The 18,662-nt window shown below is 61.1% G+C and carries 21 protein-coding genes and 1 tRNA gene; 8 read left to right on the top strand and 14 right to left on the bottom strand.

Going from position 1 to position 18,662, the window contains the following annotated elements; translation table 11 throughout:
* The first annotated feature begins 1 nt into the window (after position 1).
* Positions 2-640, top strand: a complete 639-nt coding sequence (gene hisH, locus NNA36_RS07525) for an imidazole glycerol phosphate synthase subunit HisH (RefSeq protein WP_255105880.1) — start codon at positions 2-4, stop codon at positions 638-640.
* Positions 641-694: 54 nt separating this feature from the next.
* On the opposite strand, the gene NNA36_RS07520 is transcribed toward hisH, so the two are convergent.
* The gene (locus tag NNA36_RS07520; protein ID WP_255105878.1) at positions 695-1,420 is read right to left on the bottom strand and encodes an AraC family transcriptional regulator; all 726 of its coding nucleotides are present in this window, start codon (positions 1,418-1,420) and stop codon (positions 695-697) included.
* 92 nt (positions 1,421-1,512) lie between these two features.
* Here NNA36_RS07520 and NNA36_RS07515 point away from each other — a divergent pair, with 92 nt between their 5' ends.
* On the top strand, positions 1,513-2,049 hold the full coding sequence (locus tag NNA36_RS07515; RefSeq protein ID WP_255105877.1) for a peroxiredoxin-like family protein: 537 nt from the start codon (positions 1,513-1,515) through the stop codon (positions 2,047-2,049).
* A gap of 202 nt (positions 2,050-2,251) precedes the next feature.
* The gene (locus NNA36_RS07510) at positions 2,252-2,506 is read left to right on the top strand and encodes a WGR domain-containing protein (RefSeq protein ID WP_255105874.1); all 255 of its coding nucleotides are present in this window, start codon (positions 2,252-2,254) and stop codon (positions 2,504-2,506) included.
* Here the strand turns inward: NNA36_RS07510 and NNA36_RS07505 are convergent.
* Entirely contained in the window at positions 2,503-2,895 is a 393-nt protein-coding gene (locus tag NNA36_RS07505) for a DUF2147 domain-containing protein (protein WP_255105872.1), read from the bottom strand. The genes NNA36_RS07510 and NNA36_RS07505 overlap by 4 nt on opposite strands.
* Before the next feature lie 134 nt (positions 2,896-3,029).
* Here NNA36_RS07505 and hisA point away from each other — a divergent pair, with 134 nt between their 5' ends.
* From hisA to NNA36_RS07485, 4 genes are all read left to right on the top strand, one after another.
* On the top strand, positions 3,030-3,752 hold the full coding sequence (gene hisA / locus NNA36_RS07500) for a 1-(5-phosphoribosyl)-5-[(5-phosphoribosylamino)methylideneamino]imidazole-4-carboxamide isomerase (protein WP_255105869.1): 723 nt from the start codon (positions 3,030-3,032) through the stop codon (positions 3,750-3,752).
* Positions 3,753-3,826: 74 nt separating this feature from the next.
* On the top strand, positions 3,827-4,282 hold the full coding sequence (locus NNA36_RS07495; RefSeq protein WP_255105867.1) for a DUF2867 domain-containing protein: 456 nt from the start codon (positions 3,827-3,829) through the stop codon (positions 4,280-4,282).
* A gap of 63 nt (positions 4,283-4,345) precedes the next feature.
* Positions 4,346-5,107, top strand: coding sequence for an imidazole glycerol phosphate synthase subunit HisF (hisF, locus tag NNA36_RS07490; protein WP_255105865.1), 762 nt, complete (start codon positions 4,346-4,348; stop codon positions 5,105-5,107).
* Positions 5,104-5,421 carry a phosphoribosyl-ATP diphosphatase gene (locus tag NNA36_RS07485; protein ID WP_255105863.1) on the top strand — a complete coding sequence of 106 codons (318 nt, stop codon included), beginning with the start codon at positions 5,104-5,106 and terminating at the stop codon, positions 5,419-5,421. Before hisF ends, NNA36_RS07485 begins: the two co-directional genes overlap by 4 nt.
* Positions 5,422-5,505: 84 nt before the next feature.
* On the opposite strand, the gene NNA36_RS07480 is transcribed toward NNA36_RS07485, so the two are convergent.
* From NNA36_RS07480 to rlmB, 3 genes are all read right to left on the bottom strand, one after another.
* Positions 5,506-5,973, bottom strand: coding sequence for a CoA-binding protein (locus NNA36_RS07480; RefSeq protein ID WP_255105861.1), 468 nt, complete (start codon positions 5,971-5,973; stop codon positions 5,506-5,508).
* A 198-nt stretch (positions 5,974-6,171) separates the two neighbouring features.
* Positions 6,172-6,516, bottom strand: coding sequence for a hypothetical protein (locus tag NNA36_RS07475; RefSeq protein ID WP_255105859.1), 345 nt, complete (start codon positions 6,514-6,516; stop codon positions 6,172-6,174).
* Between the two features lie 48 nt (positions 6,517-6,564).
* Entirely contained in the window at positions 6,565-7,344 is a 780-nt protein-coding gene (gene rlmB / locus NNA36_RS07470) for a 23S rRNA (guanosine(2251)-2'-O)-methyltransferase RlmB (protein ID WP_255105856.1), read from the bottom strand.
* Between the two features lie 137 nt (positions 7,345-7,481).
* On the opposite strand from rlmB, the gene NNA36_RS07465 reads away from it, so the two are divergent.
* Positions 7,482-7,565: transfer RNA gene (locus NNA36_RS07465), tRNA-Tyr, on the top strand.
* Positions 7,566-7,763: 198 nt separating this feature from the next.
* Here NNA36_RS07465 and nadC read toward each other — a convergent pair.
* The 9 genes from nadC to NNA36_RS07420 form a co-directional block, all read right to left on the bottom strand.
* Positions 7,764-8,612: a carboxylating nicotinate-nucleotide diphosphorylase gene (gene nadC, locus NNA36_RS07460; protein WP_255105853.1), complete on the bottom strand. Its 849-nt coding sequence runs from the start codon at positions 8,610-8,612 to the stop codon at positions 7,764-7,766.
* The gene (locus NNA36_RS07455; RefSeq protein ID WP_255105850.1) at positions 8,609-10,171 is read right to left on the bottom strand and encodes an L-aspartate oxidase; all 1,563 of its coding nucleotides are present in this window, start codon (positions 10,169-10,171) and stop codon (positions 8,609-8,611) included. Before NNA36_RS07455 ends, nadC begins: the two co-directional genes overlap by 4 nt.
* Positions 10,172-10,178: 7 nt before the next feature.
* The gene (gene nadA, locus NNA36_RS07450; RefSeq protein WP_255105848.1) at positions 10,179-11,228 is read right to left on the bottom strand and encodes a quinolinate synthase NadA; all 1,050 of its coding nucleotides are present in this window, start codon (positions 11,226-11,228) and stop codon (positions 10,179-10,181) included.
* Between the two features lie 295 nt (positions 11,229-11,523).
* Positions 11,524-12,324: a phosphodiesterase gene (locus NNA36_RS07445; RefSeq protein WP_255105846.1), complete on the bottom strand. Its 801-nt coding sequence runs from the start codon at positions 12,322-12,324 to the stop codon at positions 11,524-11,526.
* Between the two features lie 10 nt (positions 12,325-12,334).
* Positions 12,335-12,949: an HAD family hydrolase gene (locus tag NNA36_RS07440; RefSeq protein ID WP_255105844.1), complete on the bottom strand. Its 615-nt coding sequence runs from the start codon at positions 12,947-12,949 to the stop codon at positions 12,335-12,337.
* A 14-nt stretch (positions 12,950-12,963) separates the two neighbouring features.
* On the bottom strand, positions 12,964-15,015 hold the full coding sequence (locus NNA36_RS07435; RefSeq protein WP_255105842.1) for an ABC transporter ATP-binding protein: 2,052 nt from the start codon (positions 15,013-15,015) through the stop codon (positions 12,964-12,966).
* Between the two features lie 11 nt (positions 15,016-15,026).
* Entirely contained in the window at positions 15,027-15,869 is an 843-nt protein-coding gene (locus NNA36_RS07430; protein WP_255105840.1) for an ABC transporter permease, read from the bottom strand.
* Between the two features lies 1 nt (position 15,870).
* Positions 15,871-16,821, bottom strand: coding sequence for an ABC transporter permease (locus NNA36_RS07425; protein ID WP_255105838.1), 951 nt, complete (start codon positions 16,819-16,821; stop codon positions 15,871-15,873).
* Between the two features lie 72 nt (positions 16,822-16,893).
* Positions 16,894-18,390, bottom strand: a complete 1,497-nt coding sequence (locus NNA36_RS07420; RefSeq protein WP_255105836.1) for an ABC transporter substrate-binding protein — start codon at positions 18,388-18,390, stop codon at positions 16,894-16,896.
* Between the last annotated feature and the right edge of the window lie 272 nt (positions 18,391-18,662).

Raw genomic sequence — 18,662 nt, 5'->3', positions numbered from 1 at the left:
GATGCTGACTGCAATCATTGACTACGAGAGCGGCAACCTGCACTCGGCCGAGAAGGCATTCCAGCGCATGGCGCGGGAAGTGGACGGGGGCGACGTCGTCGTGACCTCGGATGCGGATGTCGTGGCCAAGGCCGACCGGCTTGTCCTGCCGGGTGACGGGGCGTTTCCGGCCTGTGCCGCGGAACTGCGCGGCCACAAGGGCATCTATGATGCGATGATCGAGGCGGTCGAGCAGAAAGGCCGGCCGTTCCTTGGCATCTGTGTCGGCATGCAGCTGATGGCGACCACGGGTCACGAATACGAAGAAACAGCCGGTCTTGGCTGGGTTGCGGGTGATGTGCAGAAGATCACGCCGGAAGACAAGGCATTGAAAGTGCCGCACATGGGGTGGAATGATCTGGTGATCGAACGCCCCCATGCGGTTCTGGACGGTGTCGAGACCGGCGACCACACCTATTTCGTGCACTCCTACCAGTTCCACGTGGCAAAAGCCGAAGAGCGCATTGCCCATGTGAACTATGGCGGTGACGTGACAGCCATCATTGGCCGGGACACCATGCTTGGCATGCAGTTCCATCCGGAAAAGAGCCAGCATGTCGGCCTGCGCATGATCGGGAATTTCCTGCGCTGGACCCCATAAGGCAGCTTGGGGGCGCTGCCCCCAAACCCCCGGGGTATTTGCACAAGAAGAAGATCAGGACGGTCTGAGCGCCGAAGGGGCCGTGCCATAGGCCTTGCGAAAGGCGCGGGTAAAGCTTTCGGCGGAGCCGTAGCCATAGCGGCGGGACACGGCGTCAATCCGGTCACCGCGCAGCACATCCTGTCGCGCAAGGATCAGACGCCAGCGGCGCAGGTATCCCATAGGTGTTTCGCCAACGATCTGGCCAAAGAGTTCCGCAAAACGCGACAGGGACAGCCCGGCCACCTCGGCAAGGTCGGCATTTGACCAGAGCCGCTCGGGGTGATCGTGGATCGAAACGATGGCCCGGTGCAGCCGCGGATCGGCCATACCAGCCAGAAGCCCGGCCTCGGTGGTGCCGCGTTCGATCTGGTCGCGCAACAGGCGGACCATCAGAACCTCGCCCAGGCGATTGATCACGGTCTGCGCACCGCAGCGGTTTCCCCGCGCTTCTTCCGACATGAGTGACACCAGGGCACGGGTGTCTTCCTGCGTGGTCAGGTCGAAGTCGACCTGCGCGGGCAAGGCCGCGAGCAGCGGATTGGCGGGTCCGGACCAGTCGACATGAGCAGAGAAGATCACACCGGCGGCCTCTTCAAGGCCACAGTTTTTCGAGACGTAGAAGGTCACACGCGCCGGGGTGCCATCGGCCGCGGCGAAGGCGACGAGATTGGCGTCGGGCAAGGGTGCGCCCTGCACGGAGAGGTGAAATCTTTCAACAAGCGTGGTCAGGCGGTCCATATAAATCGGTGTTCCGGTACGGTATTTCGGATTTATTGAACATTAACCCCTGACATAACAGGCTTCAAGGACATTCATTCATAGGAGCACCCATGCTTATCCCTCGCCAGAAGACCCCCGGCCTGACCCTGCCGACCCTGGACAACGGCACCTTTGACCTCGCCTCGGAATCCTCCGAGCGCGGTACGGTGATCTGTTTCTATCGCGGACTGCACTGCCCGATCTGCGCGAACTATCTCAAAGAACTTGAAAAGCGGGTTGCGGATTTCGCAGAACGGGGTGTGACCTGCATCGCGGTCAGCTCGGACGGGGAAGAGCGGACCCGCCAGATGGCCGAGAAGATCGACGCCAAGGCCCTGCGCTTTGCCTATGACCTGCCGCTTTCGGTGGCCAGGGACTGGGGGCTTTATATCTCCACGTCGCGCGGCAAGACCTCGATCGGCATTGAGGAGCCGGCGCTGTTCTCGGAGCCGGGCCTGTTCATGGTGACGCCCGAGCAGACCCTCTACTATGGCTCGGTGCAAACCATGCCTTTCGTACGCCCGCATTTCTCGGAGCTGGTCGGTGCGCTCGATTTCGCAATTGCCAACAACTACCCGGCCCGCGGCGAATATACCGGCGCGGTCTGAGTCCGGCTTCGCAGGAGCACGGGGAGCTCTTGCAGGCGCGTTTTGCACCTTCGTCTTCCGTTGGCGGGTGTGAAACGCGAAAGGAGCGTGTCCTATGGGGCACGCTCCTTCTTTCGTGAAGCTTTGCGATGCGTTGGAAGATGGACTTCATGCCGGGATGTCGCCATAGCTAGGGTCCCGACGTGAACAAAGGGCGCGTGATTTGCATATCCGGCTTGAAAAGTTCAACCACACGAAACGCCAGAAGCGCTATTACGCTCTGCGCGTGACGAAGACGTTGTTCGGGGACTGGTGTCTTGAGCGGGAATGGGGGCCGATCGGCAAGACCGGTCAGAAAGAGCGGACCTATTTGCCCGAGTTTTCCGAGGCCCAGAAAGAAGCCGAGCGCCAGAAGGCGCTCAAGCTGGAGAAGGGATACGCGGTGATCCCGGTTCAGATGGGGCTGTTCACCCCTTAATTAACGCGGCTCCACTTGCCACCGTCACGGCAGATGCCCAGCACGCAGCCCTTGACGCCAAGCGAGTTGCCCTTGAGCACCATCTTGGAGTTGTAGGTCTTATCGCGGTCCGGGGACCAGACCTTGCCGCCGCCATAGTTGCCGTCGCCCTTGTTCTCCATGTTCCAGATGATCTGTTTGCCGTTGTTGGGCGAGTTGAGCGGCTTGCCATCGGGGCCGAAGGATTTGACCAGCGTGCCGCAGATCTTGGCGCCGCAGGCCGCGACCTTGATATGGCCGAAGTTGCCGTTGTCATCCGGCGTGGTTTTCCAGGTGCCGTAGACCGGATCGGCAAGGGCAGCCCCTGCCCCGATCAGGACCATCGCAGTGGCCAGAGCCATCTTTTTCATGTTGTTCCTCCCGTTGATTGGGAAAATCTTGAGACAGTCGCCATTTTCGATCAAGCCTGACTTGGGGTCACGTTGCATTTCCGGCGATGCCGTGCCAAAGCACCTGCGATGATATCTGCAAGACTGGGTGCCCCATGATCCTCTATCCCGCCATCGACCTCAAAGACGGAAATGCCGTGCGTCTCGTACATGGTGACATGGAGCAGGAGACAGTGTTCAACGAGAACCCTGCTGCGCAGGCGCTGGAGTTCGTGAAAGCGGGCTGCGAATGGCTGCACCTTGTTGACCTGAACGGTGCCTTTGCGGGCGAGCCGGTGAACGCGGCGCCGGTTGAAGAGATCCTGAAGCAAACCAAGGTGCCCGCTCAGCTGGGTGGCGGCATTCGCGACATGAAGACCATCGAAAACTGGATCGACAAGGGGCTGGCCCGCGTCATCCTTGGCACGGTGGCAGTGGAAAACCCCGATCTGGTGCGCGAGGCGGCCCGCGAGTTCCCCGGCAAGGTCGCCGTGGGCATCGATGCGCGCAACGGCAAGGTGGCTACCAAGGGCTGGGCCGAAGAAACCGACGTGATGGTGAACGATCTTGCGAAATCCTTCGAAGATGCGGGGGTTGCGGCCATTATCTATACCGACATCATGCGCGATGGCGCGATGAAGGGGCCAAACGTCGAGGCCACGGCAGACCTTGCCAATGCGGTTTCGATTCCGGTGATTGCCTCGGGCGGCGTGTCGTCCCTTGAAGATCTGCGCAATCTCAAGACCTGCGGTGCGCCGCTGAACGGTGCGATCTCGGGGCGCGCGCTTTATGACGGGGCGATCGACTTGACCGAAGCACTGAAAGTCATGAAAGCATGACTTGATCGCCGGCCGGGGCGTCCTTAGGTCGTGGGAAAGGTGGTAAATGCCTTTTCTGCAAGGGAGGCCCCGATTTGGCGGATATCCTGAAAACCCCGATCCCCAGGGATGCCCATTGGTGGCACCACGTAGCGCCGGGTGATTTTACCGATGGCTATGCGGTGCAAAGCCCGCTGTCGCCCGAAGAGGCCGCCGCAATCGCATTTTCCATGCCCGGGTGGGCCGCGGGGCTATTGCGGTTGCGCAACGTTCTGATGAAGCCCTTCGGCCTCAAGACCGAGGCCTCGGACACCGGCAGAAATGCCATCTTTCCCCAGACCTATAGCGATGCTGACGAGCTGATCCTTGGCACCGATGACAGGCATCTGGATTTCCGGATTTGCCTGCGTCGCCAGGACGGCCGGATCCATATGGGCACATGGGTGCATCGCAACAACCTGATGGGGCATATCTACCTCGCGGTTGTCATGCCGTTTCACGTTTTGATCGTGCGAGATGCAATGCGTCGCATCGCCCGCGCCGCAGCGTGATTGCATCCTTGCAAGCGACACAGTAGAGACAAGGCAAATACGCCTGCGGTCAAAGGACTTGTGATGCTGAAAACCCGTCTGATCCCCTGTCTTGATGTTGCCGATGGCCGCGTGGTCAAAGGTGTGAACTTTGTTGGCCTGCGCGATGCCGGTGATCCGGTCGAGGCCGCACGCGCCTATGACGCGGCGGGGGCGGATGAAATCTGTTTCCTCGACATTCACGCGACCCATGACAACCGTGGCGTGATGATCGACATGGTGCAGCGCTGCGCCGAACAGTGTTTCGTACCGCTGACAGTGGGCGGCGGTGTGCGCACGGTGCAGGATGTGCGCCGCTTGCTGCTTGCCGGCGCCGACAAGGTTTCTTTCAACTCTGCCGCCGTCGCCAACCCCGACGTGGTCGCCGAGGCCGCCGCGCAATTCGGCAGCCAGTGCATTGTCGTGGCGATCGATGCCAAGACGGTGAGCCCCGGAAAATGGGAAATCTTCACCCACGGCGGACGTAAATCCACCGGCATCGACGCCGTGGAATTTGCCAAGCTGGTGGTGGAAAAAGGCGCTGGTGAAATCCTGCTGACCTCGATGGACCGCGACGGCACCAAGGCGGGCTTCAACCTGCCCCTGACCAAGGCGATATCCGACGCCGTCGATGTCCCCGTGATCGCTTCGGGCGGTGTCGGGACGCTGGACCACCTTGTCGACGGTGTCACCGAGGGCGGCGCAAGCGCGGTGCTGGCAGCGTCGATCTTCCACTTTGGCGAATACACCATTCAGGAAGCCAAACAGCACATGGTCGATGCCGGCATTCCGATGAGGCTGCAATGAACACTTTGACTGATCTCGCCGCAACCATTGCTGAACGTGCCAAGGCCGACCCCGAGTCGAGCTGGACAGCCAAACTGCTGGCCAAGGGCCCGGAGAAATGCGCCGAGAAATTCGGCGAAGAGGCCGTTGAGGCCATCATCGAAGCGGTCAAGGACAACCGCGAGGGGCTGATCTCGGAGAGCGCAGATGTGCTGTTTCACCTGCTGGTGATGCTGCAATCGCGCGGCGTGGGCCTTGACGAGGTGCTCGCGGAACTGGCGCGCCGCCAGGGCACCAGCGGCATCACGGAAAAGGCCAACCGTCCCAAGGGCTGATTTCTTCTTGGTGCCAATACCCTGGGGGTGAATTGGCAACGCCAAGAGGGGGCAAAGCCCCCTGCCCGCCTCACCAACCGGCCATCACAGTTTCGAGCTGATCACCCCTGTTGCGAAACCACCCATGCGCAGCTCTCCGAACAGGCGCTGGTATTCGATCTTGGGACAACGGTTCTGGATCACCGTGACCCCGCGCTCTTCGGCCTTTGCCGCCGCCTCGGCGTGTTCCACCCCGATCTGCATCCAGATGGTCTTGAGGTTTGGAAAGGCCTCCAGCGCCTCGTCGACGATGGGTGGCACGGCCTCTGAGCGGCGGAAGATGTCGACCATGTCGACGGGGGCGTCGATCTCCGAGAGGCTGGCAACAACGGTTTCCCCGAACAGCATCTTGCCCGCATGGCCCGGATTGACCGGGATCACGCGGTAGCCTTTGAGACCAAGGTAGCGCGCCACATAGTAGCTCGGGCGCACCGGATTCATGGACACGCCCACAACCGCCACACATTTGGTGCGGGTCAGGACGGATTTCAGAAGATCGTCGGAATAACTCATGCAGGCACGCTAGCCGTCTTTTGAAGAATAAAAAAGCGCCCAAGGAGACCCTTGGGCGCATAGTTACGGAACGAGGGACAGTGAAGTGAGAAGCAGAAGTTCCGTTTCTGCCTCTCTCACAGTTCAATTTAGGGGTGAGATCGCAGATTTAAAGGGCTGGTAAAGAACCTGTGAACGATTGATCAACGGCGTCGCGGGTCAATCAAAGATATCTTCGACCACGTCAAAGACCTCTTCCATGAAGCGCTGGGACCAGCCCTTGCGCCGCTTGGTTTTCTTGACCTTCTTCGCCTTCTTTTCCGGCTTGTCGCGGTAGGCCGGCACATGCACCACCTTGACCTTTTCGCGCGGCTTTTCCCGTTTCGGCGCGGCGGGCAGGTGTTTCAAATCATGCAACGGCGCGCCACAGGAGGCGCAGGCCAGCTCGTGGCGGGTGTCGCCGGTCAGCACGAGGGCAGCACGGGTGCCACAATAGTTGCAGGTTGCGATCTTGGCGTTGTGTGGAATAGGTCTGCTCCGCGTCTGTGCCGGTGTTTGACCCAATGTAGGGTGCTAAGGCCCCGTTTGGAGCCTTGCGCACAAAATTTTCCGCTAGTGCGGCAGCGATGCGTAAAGCGCCACAGCGGCAGCGTTGGAAACGTTGAGCGATCCGAAACCGCCGGCAAAGTCGATCCGTACCAGCGCGTCGCAGGTTTCCTTGGTCTTCTGGCGCAGGCCCGGACCTTCGGCACCAAGCACAAGCGCGACAGGGGCGTCCAGCTTGCCCTCGAGCGCCTGTTCAATGGTCTGTTCGGCCTCCCCGTCCATGCCAAGCACGAGATAGCCCATCTGCTGCAGTTCAACGATCGCATCCGAGAGGTTGCGCAGGCGCAGGTAGGGTTGCCGCTCGAGTGCACCGCTGGCGGTTTTGGCCAGAGCGCCGGTTTCGGGGGCGGAATGGTGGCGGGTGCCGATCACGGCCAGCGCGCCGAACACCTCGGCCGAGCGCAGGATGGCCCCGACGTTGTGCGGATCCGTGACACGATCCAGCAGCACGAGACGCTGGGGGCGGTCCTCGGTGCCGATGGCGCGATCCACCAGACGGCCCCAATCGAGCGGTTTTACCTCAAGCGCGGCCCCCTGGTGTACGGATTGCGGATCGATCGGCACGTTGAACTTTCGCGAATCGACGACTTCGGCCGTGATTCCCGACTCGGCAATCGCGTCAGCCAGCTTGTCCGAGGCGTTTTTTGTCACCACAAGGCGCAGTTTCTCGCGTGCCGGGTTCAGGAGCGCGTCGCGCACCGCGTGCAATCCGAAAAGCCACACGGTTTCGGCCGCTGCCTTGCGCTTGGCCTGTTCCTTTTCAACGACCCATTTGGGTTTTTTCATCGCTCTGATCCGCTGTTTTCTTAGAGGTTTTACCAATGCGTGCAGAAGGCGGCCACTGCAAGCGATTTTCTTGTTGACGCTCCCTGAAAGGCCCTATAATCAGCCCCTCACGCAAGGGCCGCAAGGCACTGCTAAGTGGGCGACAGGCCGCAAGGTGTGGCAGGGGACTGTAACTCCCTCGAGGCGACTCACGCTTGGTTCGATTCCAAGGTCGCCCACCATTCTTACCATGTATGACATGGTAAACGTTGACGAAGACAGGCGCCTCGAGCGCCTGTTTTTGTTTTCGGAACAATGTTTTGCACGATGAACTTCGCCTCGCGCGGTCACGAGATCGCACGGCAGGCATGATCGGCCCGACGGTGGCGCCGGGCGATTAAATTGTGATCTGTCTGTGTCTGGTTTCGCGGGGCGCGGGATCAGAAATCGAGGCCAAGATCGACGGTGCGTGCCGAATGGGTCAGCGCACCGGACGAGACGTAATCGACGCCCGTGGCCGCAATCGACGCGATGCGCTCACGCGTGACATTGCCGCTGGCTTCGGTCTGGATGCGACCGTCAACCATCGCCACAGCCTCGCGCAGCATGTCGTTGTCCATATTGTCCAGCAGCACCACGGAGGCACCACCGACTTCGAGCACCTCGGCCAGCTGATCAAGGCGGTCGACTTCGATTTCGACGGCCATCATGTGGCTGGCGTGGGCTTTGGTGGCCTCAAGAACCGCCCTCACCCCGCCGGCGGCGGCGATGTGGTTGTCCTTGATCAGGATGGCATCAGAGAGCGAGTAGCGGTGATTGAAGCCGCCACCGTGCAACACGGCGAGCTTTTCGACGATGCGCAGGCCCGGGGTGGTCTTGCGGGTACAGGTGACGCGGGTCTTGGTGCCCTTGGTCTCTGCCACGAAACCGGCGGTCTTGGTGGCGATGCCGGTCAGGCGGCCCGCAAAGTTCAGCGCCACGCGCTCGCCCGACAGGATCGAGGCCGCAGAACCTTTAATCGTCATCAGCGCGTCGCCCTTTTTGCAGGGCTGGCCGTCGGCGATGTGGGTGGTGATGTCGAGCGTGGGATCGACAAGGCGGAACGCCAGGGCCGCGATCTGCATGCCCGAGACAACCGCATCTTCACGGGCGTTCAGGGCGGCATTGTAGGTGGTGCCTGCGGGAATAACCGCGCGGGTGGTGACGTCACCGTAGGAGCCAAGATCCTCCATCAGCGCGTTGCGCACGACGGGTTCCAGAACAAGATCAGGGAGGGTGGCATAGCTCATGACAGATCCTTGCAAGCCTGCGCCCGAATGGCGAGCGCGGTGGTCAACATCAGGCGGGACCGTTTGCCCGGTCCGGGCAGTGGTTCGGGGAAATCAGACCGCTCGTGGGCGCCGCGGCTTTCCTCACGCTTGAGGGCGGCGGCGGCGATCAGGGTGGCGGTGGCGCACATGTTGAGAAAAGCACGGCTTGTGCTGGCCGCTTCGAGGGCCGCGATAGTGTGCAGCGCCCTGCGCAGGTCGTCACCGTTGCGCACCACACCGACCAGATCAGTCATGGTGTTGCGCAGGGTTGCAACCGCTTCGGCATCGGGGGCTTCGCCACCTTCCTCGAACATGAGGTCCAGCGGTGCGGCCTCGTTGCAGGAGACTTTATCGGCGATGTTCAGGGCGCAGACACGTGCGAAAACAAGGGCTTCGAGAAGGCCGTTGGAGGCCAGACGGTTGGCCCCGTGCAGGCCGGTGCTCGAGGCTTCGCCGCAGACCCAGAGGTTTTCCAGCGTGGAGCGGCCCTTGGTGTCGGTGGTGATGCCGCCCATGTGGTAGTGCGCGGCGGGGGCAACCGGGATCGGCTCTTGCGCGGGGTCGATCCCGTTGCGGGCACAGTATTCCGCGACCGACGGGAACTGGGTCTTGATCTTTTCGCCCAGCGCCGCGCGGGTGTCGAGCATGGGGCGATTGCCTGCCTGCTTCTGGGCATAGATCGCGCGGGCCACCACGTCGCGCGGGGCCAGTTCGGCGTCGGCGTGGATGTCGGTCATGAAGCGGTGGCCGTCCTTGTTGATAAGGATCGCCCCCTCCCCGCGCAGGGCCTCGGTGGCCAGCGGTGCAGGGTCCTCGCCGACGTCCATCGCGGTCGGGTGGAACTGGACAAATTCGGCGTCGGAGATTTCGGCTCCTGCGCGGGCGGCCATGCCGATCACCTGTCCACGAATGCGGTGGGGGTTGGTGGTCAGGGCATAGAGCCCGCCAGAGCCGCCACCAGCCAGCAGGAAGGCCGCGCCACGCAGCATGATGGGGGCCGAGCGATTTTCGTCTGACTTCTGGATGGCAACGCCGGTGATGCGGTCGTCGGACACTTCGAGATCCACCGCCATCGTGCCTTCAAGCACCTGAATTGACGGGGTTTCCCGGACCTGTTCGATCAGTGCGGCCATGATCTCGGCCCCGGCCTGATCGCCTTTGACGCGTACGACGCGGGCAAAGCTGTGGGCTGCTTCGCGGCTCAGGACATAGCCGCCATCGGGCGTGCGATCGAAGGGGGTGCCAAGAGTGGTGAGGTCGAAGATATATTCCCGCGCCTCACGGGTCACGAGATCGGCGACAACCGGATCAACCGTTCCTGCCCCGGCGCGTTCGGTATCGGCGGCGTGGGATTGCGGGCTGTCCTTGGCGTCCATCGCGGCGGCAACGCCCCCCTGCGCCCAGGCCGAAGATGCGCCTTCGCCAAGGGGTTCAGGGGAAATCATCACGACCGGACGCGGCGCCAGCTTGAGCGCGGCATAAAGCGCTCCCAAGCCGGCACCGACGATGACGATGCGGTCGGTCGTGACGGTTTTCATCGGGCGATCAGATCCCCAGCTTGCGGCTTAGGTCGATCATGGCCTCGACCGACTGGCGGGCCTTGTCTGCCATCTCGGGATCGACCTCGACCTGGTTCTCCATGGTGTGAAGAACGTAGAGCACCTTTTCGAGGGTGATCTTCTTCATGTAGGGGCACATGTTGCAGGGCTTGGCGAATTCGACCTCGGGCAGTTCGTCCGAGATGTTCGAAGCCATCGAACATTCGGTGACGAGCATGGCCTTGGCGGGCTTGTTGTCGTGGACCCACTTGATGATACCGCTGGTCGAGCCCGCGAAATCGGCTTCGGCGACAACGGCGGGGGTGCATTCGGGGTGCGCAATGATCTTCACTTCCGGATCATAGTCACGGTAGGCGCGCAGATCTTCGGCGGTGTAGAGTTCGTGCACGATGCAGGAGCCGGGCCAGAAGACGACGTTCTTCTTGGACTCGTTGGCAACGTTCTGTGCGAGGTACTGGTCAGGGGTCATGATGACCGTGTCGCTTTCCATCGCATCGACGATCTGGACCGCGTTGGACGAGGTGCAGCAGATGTCGGAGGCGGCTTTCACCTCGGCGGTGGTGTTGACGTAGGAAACCACGGGGGCGCCGGGATACTTGGCGCGCATTTCCTCGACCCCTTCGGCGGTGATCGACTCGGCCAACGAGCACCCGGCCTCCATGTCAGGCATCAGTACGATCTTGTCGGGGCTGAGGATCTTGGAGGTTTCCGCCATGAAGTGCACGCCGCACTGGACGATCACGTCAGCCTCGACCTCGGTGGCCTTGATGGCCAGCTGAAGGCTGTCGCCCACGAAGTCTGCAACACCGTGGAAAATCTCGGGCGTCATGTAGTTGTGACCGAGAATGACCGCGTTACGCTCTTTCTTGAGCTGGTTGATCGCCTTGATGTAAGGCGCGTAGATCGCGAAATCGGCGGGGGGAACAACCCGGTCCATCCGCTCGTAGATGTCGCCAAGTTCTTCGGCGATTTCCGCGGAGGGAGTGAGGTCGTAATGTTCGGAAAGCGTTGCGCGCAGCGCGGGTAGATCAAACAAGGTGGAAGTCTCTGCCTGTTGAAGTCACCGGGACGTTAGAGCCGCCTGTATATCAAAATCCCAGAGGCTGACTAGGACAATAGACTTTGTTTTTAAGGGTATTGCCCACGTTAGCGCCCAAACACGACCTGAAATGTCCCACTTTTTGTTTCCGATCATGCACAAAAAGCGGGAATCGACAGAACACATCCCGCCCGCGGGGCGGCAGGCAGAATGTGTTACCGGAGCGCAAAGGTCGCACTTACGAGGACTGTCCTAGTCTGGATTTGCGACAGGGATATGTCAGGTCCCTGCCCTAACCGCTTGCGGACCCCATGCTCACGCGAACGGCGTTTGCCGCAAAATCGTGGTAGTGGACGACGGTGCGCTCATCATCGGCCAGAACCACGGCATACTGCGGCTCTTCGTAGATTGCGTTGACCTCGTGTTCGGTGACCAGATCGAGGGCGCATTGCAGCATCATGGACCGGTGAGACGAGAACGGGATGCCACGCCACACGCCCGACATCGGGCGATGATAATGGCCAAAGAACAGATGCGCGACATTGCCATGTTTCGTGAGCAGATCACCAAGTTTGTTCGCGGCGTCCCGATCAAGGCCGATGCTGTCCATCGCTGCAAGACCGGTGGCGAAGGGGGCGTGGTGCATGAAGATCCAGACCGGACCAGGATGCGCAGAGAGGTGTTGAGACACCCACTCCAGGCGTTTGTCGCAAAGCATGCCTGCGTGGGTTCCCTCTGCGAGGGTGTCCAGGGTCAGAAACAGGCCGCGAGATGTCGGGATCGCCTGTTGCAGAAAGCCATCGCTGGTTTCGGCAACACACGACAGTTGGCGGCGGGCCATGTCGCGGTCATCGTGGTTCCCCAACAGGCCGACTGTCGGCATGGACAGTTCGGAAATGATGTCCTGCGCGAGATCGTAGGAGGCCGGATCCGGATCGGCCACGATGTCCCCGGTGATGATGCACAGTTCGGCATCACCATGCAGGGCGTTGATTTCCGCAATAGCCTGGCGGGTTCTGTCCGCAGTGCCCGCGAGCGCGGGCTCGGGTCGGTTTACCGCAATATGGAGATCGGTGAGGTGAATGAGCTTCATGTCTGGGGCCTCAGGTTAGAAGAGAGCGGCAAGAATTCGCAAGCTCGGCCGGCGAGCCGACAATGGCGTCGGGCGAAAAAGCCGCGAGGAACTCGGGAGACTGCCAGCCCCATGCCACGGCAATGGTATGGATACCGGCCGAGCGACCCGCCTTGATATCGCTACAGGCATCGCCGACCATCACGTGTTTTTCGTCCCGCAGATCCGCCACAAGCGCGGCGATCTTTTCCGGTTTCTGGCCCGGTGTATCGCCACCGATGATGTGCTTCATGAGCGCATCGATCCCCTGCTGGGCCAAGACAGTTCGAATAACGGAACTATGGCTGGCGCTGATCACGGCGAGACTGTGGTCTTTGGCCAAACCGGACAGCGCATCGAAGATGCCATCGAATACAGGCGACGGGGTCTCGAAGGAGGAAACGGCGGTTGCTACGTCCGCCGCGAACCTGTCGGGATCCAGATGGTGCCGTTTTGCCAGGGCTTCGAAGGTCAGAGGATCGAGCGTGGCAAAGGCCCCGGTGTCAAAGGCCACCTCGCGGCCCTGTTGTTGCGCCGCAATCGTGCAGGCCGACAGGCAGGTTTGAAGCGAGTCCGCCAGAACCCCGTCGAAATCAAAGATGATCATGCTTTGCGCGTCCCTCAAGCCATTGCGTTTTCTGCCGCCTCTTCCGGAACTTGATCCACTGAGGTGTCAGCAGAGCGAACCAACTGCTCGGGCAGCATGTGGCAGTGTATCAGGTGACCGGTACCAAGATCGCGTGCAGGCGGCACCTCGGTGTCGCAAACATCCCCCATGTGGCGCGGACAGCAGCGTTGAAACGGACATCCTTTCGCGGGCGGAGACTTTTCGGTCATGTCGTTGGCAAGCAAGGCGGGCGCGGTATCTGGATCCGGTTCGAGAACTGCGCCCATCAGGGTCGAGGTATAGGGGTGATAGGGCGGCGCATAGACCTGCGCGGAGGGGCCGATTTCACATATCCGTCCCTGGTACAGCACCGCTACCCGATCCGACACCGCACGCACAACGGCAAGATCGTGGCTGACAAAGATATAAGACGAGCCGTTCTCTTTTTGCAGGCGGGTCAATAGCGCAAGCGCGGCGGCCTGAACCGACACGTCGAGGGCAGAGGTGACCTCGTCGCAGAGTGTCACCTCGGGATTGGCCGCAAAGGCACGCGCTACTCCGACGCGTTGTTTTTCTCCGCCAGAGAGTTGCCCCGGGAACCGATCGAGGTAACGCGCCGGCAGGCGGACGGCCTCAAGGAGATCTTCGGCGCGCTTGCGGGCGTCATCGCCCTTGAGACCAAAGTACAGACGCAAGGGCGTGGCGAGAATTTCGCCGATGGTCTGGCGCGGGTTCAACGATGCATCTGCGTTCTGGAAGATCATCTGGACACGGCGCAGGGTTTCGCGATCACGGCCGTTGACGGGGGCTGCCAGGCTTTCGCCGTCTGACAGGGTAACGGACCCGTCCTGTGTGCCCACAAGCCCGGCAATGGCTCTCAGGATGGTTGACTTGCCTGATCCGGACTCACCCACGAGGCCTAGGGTTTCTCCCTTCTTCAGGCCGAAAGTGGCGCGTTCCACCGTCGGAGTTGGGTCTTTTTTCCCGATCAGGCGATCAAACCAGCCGATCTTGGAATAGGAGATCGCCACCTGGTCGAGGGTAAGCGCGCGGGCGTCCTTGATCTGGGGGTCGCGGATCGTGGTCTCGCGGGGCTGTCCGGGGTCGTTGGAGAAGAGGCATCGCACGCGACCATGTGGTGTTTCCAGAAGCGCCGGCACCGATTGACGGCATTCGGGCCGGACCTGATCGCACCGGTCGGCGAAGGCACATGCCGTGAGTTCGGAGCCCACGGCAGGCGGAACGCCGGGCATCGACGCTGGGATGCCCGGCTCGCCCAGGCGTGGGATCGAGGCAAGAAGACCCCGTGTGTACGGGTGTTGCGGGGCGCGAAGCACCTCTCGCGTCGGGCCCTCTTCGGCAAGTTGGCCGGCATACATCACGGCCACACGGTCGGCGACGCGGGCGATCACGCCCAGATCGTGGCTGACGTAGATCATGGCTACGCCCATTTCCTGCGCCAGATGGCGAAGGAATTCGAGGATGTGGGCCTGGGTGGTGACATCAAGGCCGGTGGTCGGCTCGTCCAGCAGGAGCGCCTTGGCGTTGCCCGCCAGAGCCATTGCCACCGCAGCGCGTTGCTGCTGGCCACCGGAAAGCTCGTGCGGATAGCGCAGGGCCATATCTTCTGGGCTTGGCAGGCGGACGCGTGACAGCAGTTCTATCACCCTGCCGGCACGGGCCGACGCATCAAGATCGGTGTGTAGCCTCAGCGCTTCATCGATCTGTTGACCAATCTTGAGCGTCGGGGTCAGGGCCTGACCTGCGTTCTGCGGGATCAGAGCAATTGACGATCCGCGCAGGCGGGCTCGTTCCTTTTCCGGCAGGGAAAACATGTCGTGGCCGTCGAAAAAGGCGTTGCCTCGAAAGACCGACAGACCGGATTTCAGGTAGCCCATCATGGCCAGAGCCACCGTCGATTTGCCGGAGCCGGATTCGCCCACGATGCCAAGGGTTTCGCCAGCGCGCAGTTCCAGGGAAACACCCCGCAGGATCGGGGCCTGCCGACCGTCCCTGGCCGTGAAGCCAAGCGAGAGATCGTCGATCTTGATCAGAGGTTTAGTCATGGTGTGTCTCCTCAGACGGCGATGGCTGTGGCGCGATCAAGACCAAGGGCCTTGCCGACGGCATCTGCCAGAAGGTTGATCCCGATGATGAGCGACGACAAGGCAACACAGGGCCAGAACACACCCCAAGGCGCGGTCGACAGGAGGCCGCGTTCCTGGGCCACCATCAACCCCCAATCCGGTGTCGGGGGTGTTGCGCCGAAGCCGAGAAACGAGAGCGAGGAGAAGGCCAGGAGCATCCAGCTCCAGCGCATCGCGCCTTCGACCAGAAGGATGTCCGAGAGGTTCGGGAACATTTCACGGCTCAGGATCGGCCAGAGAGCCTCGCCCCGGGCTTTGGCGGCCGTGACAAAGTCGCGTGCGGCGACCTGCATCGCGGCACCGCGGATGACGCGCAGCACGGCAACCCCGTAGAAAAAGCCCAAGGTCGGGATGATGGTCACAGGCCCTGCCCCGCCAATGGAAATGATCAGCAGAAGGAACAGGAGCCAAGGCATCGACAGGAATGCATCGACGATGCGCATCGAGTATTCATCGACCCGCCCGCCGACCGTACCGAAGAAAATGCCAGCGAAACCGCCCCAAAGGGTCGCGAGCACGGCGGCCGAAAAAGTCACGGCAATGGCGAGACGCCCGCCGTGCAACACGCGCGAAAACACATCGCGCCCAAGGGTGTCGGTGCCCATCCAGTGCTGCGCGGAGGGGGCAATGAGGATGGCATCCGCATTCTGGGCCGTGGGATCAAAAGGCGCGATCCAGGGCGCACAGAGTGCCATCAGGATGTGAAAGACCGTAAGGCCAAGGCCAATCGCTCCGGAAGGGCGCGAAACGATGGTTTTCAGGAGTTTCAGCATTTCAGTGTCCTTTCCGGCGCAGGCGAGGATCGAGAGCAAGCGCAGCGAGATCGGCCAGAAGGTTCACGCCGACGTAGATGACCGAGAAGATCAGGGCGATGGCCTGTACCATCGGCAGATCCCGGTCATAGATCGCCTGAATCATGAGGGTGCCGAGACCGGGGTAGTTGAAGACCTTCTCGACCACGACAACGCCCGCCAAGAGCCACGCAATCGTCAGCGCAATCACATTCAAAGCCGGGATCATGGCGTTTGGCACGACGTGTTTGCGAATGATCTGGCGCTCCGGCACCCCTTTGAGACGGGCCATCTGCACATAGTCCGAGGCCATCACGTCAATCACGCTGGCGCGCATCATGCGCATGATATGGGCTACAAGGACCGCAGACAGCACGATGACGGGCAGTACGATGTTGGGCAACATCTGTGCCAACGAGGCACCGGGAGAGACGATGGTGACCGCCGGAAACCACTGGAGCGTCACGGCAAAAATGTAGATCAGGGCGGTCGCCGTCACGAATTCCGGGATCGTCATCGCAAGCATGGCAGCGCTTGAAAGGGTGAGATCTGCGGGTCGGTCCCGTCTGACGCCTGCGACAATGCCCAGGAAGATGGCCAGGGGAATGGCCAGAAGCGCCGCAATCCCGCCAAGAAGTGCAGTGTTGCGGAAACGCTCCCAGATCAGTTCGTTGATGGGTTTTCGCTTTTTCAGGGAATAGCCAAAATCGCCTTTTGCCGCCCCGGCGACCCATTCGCCGTAGCGCACAAGCGCAGGACGATCGAGTCCCTGCTGTTCAATACAGCGTTCGAGACGCGGCCCCTGGGCGAAACGTTGCAGGAACGATGTGCAGACGTTGCCCGGCAATGCCTCGACTGCGGCGAACATCACGACCGAGACAAAGGCAATGGTGAAAGCCGCAAAGCCGAAGCGGCGGAAAATCAGGGCGATCATGGCTATCCCTTGATGCAAAGGAGCGCAGCCCGGTGGGGCTGCGCCAAGTTGATGGAGTTGAGTAGCGAGGTCTTAAGACCCCGAGCCCGACTTGGTGACGTCTTCGTAGCGGATCGAGAAATCCTCGACCGGCTGGATGCCGCCCAGCTTGGACGAGAAGGCGCGTACCGTGTTGAGGTGAACCGGAATGAACGAGCCGCCGTTCTCCCACAGTTCCTTTTGCAGGTTGCCGTAGAGCGCCTTGCGTTTGTCGAAATCGAGCTCGCCACGGGCAGCGTCTAGACCGGCATCGAAATCGGCCGAGTTCCAGGCGGTCTCGTTCCAGGCGGCGGTCGAACGGTAGGCTTCGTTCAGGATCTGGTCCGCAGGACGCTGCGACCAACCGGTGGCGAAGAAGGCTTCTTTCATCCACACGTCGCCCCAGTAGCCGTCCGACGGTGCCTGGACCAGTTCGATGGTGATGCCCGCATCCTTGGCCTGGTTCTGAAGGACCTCGGCCATTTTGACGGCACCTTCCGAGATGTCCGAAACGAAGAGTTCAACGGTCAGGCCGTTCGGATAGCCGGCTTCGGCCAGCAGGGCCTTGGCTCCTTCGATGTCACGCGGACATTCGATCTCGGCGCGGTATTGATCGCCGGACCAGACCGGATGGTCACAGGAGGTAATGAACCCGTCCTTGCCGTACACCAGTTTGCCCAGTGCGTCGCGGTCTGCGGTCATGCGGATCGCCTTGCGAACGCGCGGATCGTTGAAGGGTTCGAGGGTGGTGTTCATCACCAGACCAACCCAACGCCCGGTCGGAACCGACTGAACGGTGAAGTTCGGGTTGTTCTTGAACAGCGGTACCTGTTCTGCCGACAGGGCATAGATGAAATCGATCTGGCCCGCCTGCAGGGCGGCAACGCGCGCGTCCTGATCTGCAATGGCGATCAGTTCCATTTTTTCAACGCCAGCGGCGCCGCCATAGTAATTGTCGAAGCGGTCCAGTGTCGTGGTTCCCAGCGGATCATAGCCAGTCAGCTGGAACGGGCCGGTCCCGACACCGCTTTCGCACAGGGCGTCCAGATCACCGCCGCAGGTTTCCGCGTCGAGCATCTTGATGCGGTAGTCCATGACCAGCAGCGGGAAATCCGCATGGGTCTGCTTCAGAACAACCTTGGCCGTCAGCGGATCGACCACTTCGACGTGGTCGATGATTTCCATCACACCCTTGGTCGGGCTGTCGATGGTTTCCGACTGCGTGCGCATCAGCGAGAAGGCCACGTCTTCGGCGGTGAATTCGTTGCCGTTGTGGAAGGTTACACCGGGGCGCAGCTTGAAGGTCCATTCCTTGGCGTCAGGAGTGGCTTCCCAGCTGAGGGCCAGATCTGCCGAGGGGCGACCGTCGTCACCTTGACGCACAAGGCGCGAATAGACGTTCTGGATTGCTTCGTAGAAGCGCTGGGGCGAAATCGGGTCGATGGACTCCGAACCGCCATAGCCGAGTTCGTGCGGGATACGCAGGGTTTCGGCAGTCGCCGCGGTGCTTGCAACGGCGATGGCTGCGGAAAGCAGGAGAGATTTTTTCATGGGTCTACCCTTGGGGAGGTTTCGGGGCGTGAGTGGAGGCGTTGGCGCCTTGCCGCCGAAATTTCGATTCTTTGCAAAAGTTTTGTGTCCAAAGTGACCCTGCGTTAGACGCGGAAGTGCGTCTGATGCCGCCAAAGCCCTATTTTCAAGGGCTTGAGCCATGACCGTCTTCAAACCATTCGCAAGACTTTACAAAACATTCACACTCAAACCCGTGATTTTTCCGGTCTAGGGCGGTAAATTTTATGCCCATCACACAAATTCCTAATGGA

This window comes from Shimia sp. CNT1-13L.2 (assembly GCF_024331145.1).
In the GTDB taxonomy this organism is placed as follows: domain Bacteria; phylum Pseudomonadota; class Alphaproteobacteria; order Rhodobacterales; family Rhodobacteraceae; genus Shimia.
Note: the sequence above shows the minus strand (reverse complement) of the source record. Positions and strands in the feature narration are given on the sequence as shown.

What these genes read in the sequence shown, in the direction of transcription:
- hisH (WP_255105880.1), top strand. Translation starts at nt 2, where the DNA reads ATGCTGACTGCAATCATTGACTACGAGAGCGGCAACCTGCACTCGGCC.
- NNA36_RS07520 (WP_255105878.1), bottom strand. Translation starts at nt 1,420, where the DNA reads ATGGACCGCCTGACCACGCTTGTTGAAAGATTTCACCTCTCCGTGCAG.
- NNA36_RS07515 (WP_255105877.1), top strand. Translation starts at nt 1,513, where the DNA reads ATGCTTATCCCTCGCCAGAAGACCCCCGGCCTGACCCTGCCGACCCTG.
- NNA36_RS07505 (WP_255105872.1), bottom strand. Translation starts at nt 2,895, where the DNA reads ATGAAAAAGATGGCTCTGGCCACTGCGATGGTCCTGATCGGGGCAGGG.
- hisA (WP_255105869.1), top strand. Translation starts at nt 3,030, where the DNA reads ATGATCCTCTATCCCGCCATCGACCTCAAAGACGGAAATGCCGTGCGT.
- hisF (WP_255105865.1), top strand. Translation starts at nt 4,346, where the DNA reads ATGCTGAAAACCCGTCTGATCCCCTGTCTTGATGTTGCCGATGGCCGC.
- NNA36_RS07485 (WP_255105863.1), top strand. Translation starts at nt 5,104, where the DNA reads ATGAACACTTTGACTGATCTCGCCGCAACCATTGCTGAACGTGCCAAG.
- NNA36_RS07480 (WP_255105861.1), bottom strand. Translation starts at nt 5,973, where the DNA reads ATGAGTTATTCCGACGATCTTCTGAAATCCGTCCTGACCCGCACCAAA.
- rlmB (WP_255105856.1), bottom strand. Translation starts at nt 7,344, where the DNA reads ATGAAAAAACCCAAATGGGTCGTTGAAAAGGAACAGGCCAAGCGCAAG.
- nadC (WP_255105853.1), bottom strand. Translation starts at nt 8,612, where the DNA reads ATGAGCTATGCCACCCTCCCTGATCTTGTTCTGGAACCCGTCGTGCGC.
- NNA36_RS07455 (WP_255105850.1), bottom strand. Translation starts at nt 10,171, where the DNA reads ATGAAAACCGTCACGACCGACCGCATCGTCATCGTCGGTGCCGGCTTG.
- NNA36_RS07445 (WP_255105846.1), bottom strand. Translation starts at nt 12,324, where the DNA reads ATGAAGCTCATTCACCTCACCGATCTCCATATTGCGGTAAACCGACCC.
- NNA36_RS07440 (WP_255105844.1), bottom strand. Translation starts at nt 12,949, where the DNA reads ATGATCATCTTTGATTTCGACGGGGTTCTGGCGGACTCGCTTCAAACC.
- NNA36_RS07435 (WP_255105842.1), bottom strand. Translation starts at nt 15,015, where the DNA reads ATGACTAAACCTCTGATCAAGATCGACGATCTCTCGCTTGGCTTCACG.
- NNA36_RS07430 (WP_255105840.1), bottom strand. Translation starts at nt 15,869, where the DNA reads ATGCTGAAACTCCTGAAAACCATCGTTTCGCGCCCTTCCGGAGCGATT.
- NNA36_RS07425 (WP_255105838.1), bottom strand. Translation starts at nt 16,821, where the DNA reads ATGATCGCCCTGATTTTCCGCCGCTTCGGCTTTGCGGCTTTCACCATT.
- NNA36_RS07420 (WP_255105836.1), bottom strand. Translation starts at nt 18,390, where the DNA reads ATGAAAAAATCTCTCCTGCTTTCCGCAGCCATCGCCGTTGCAAGCACC.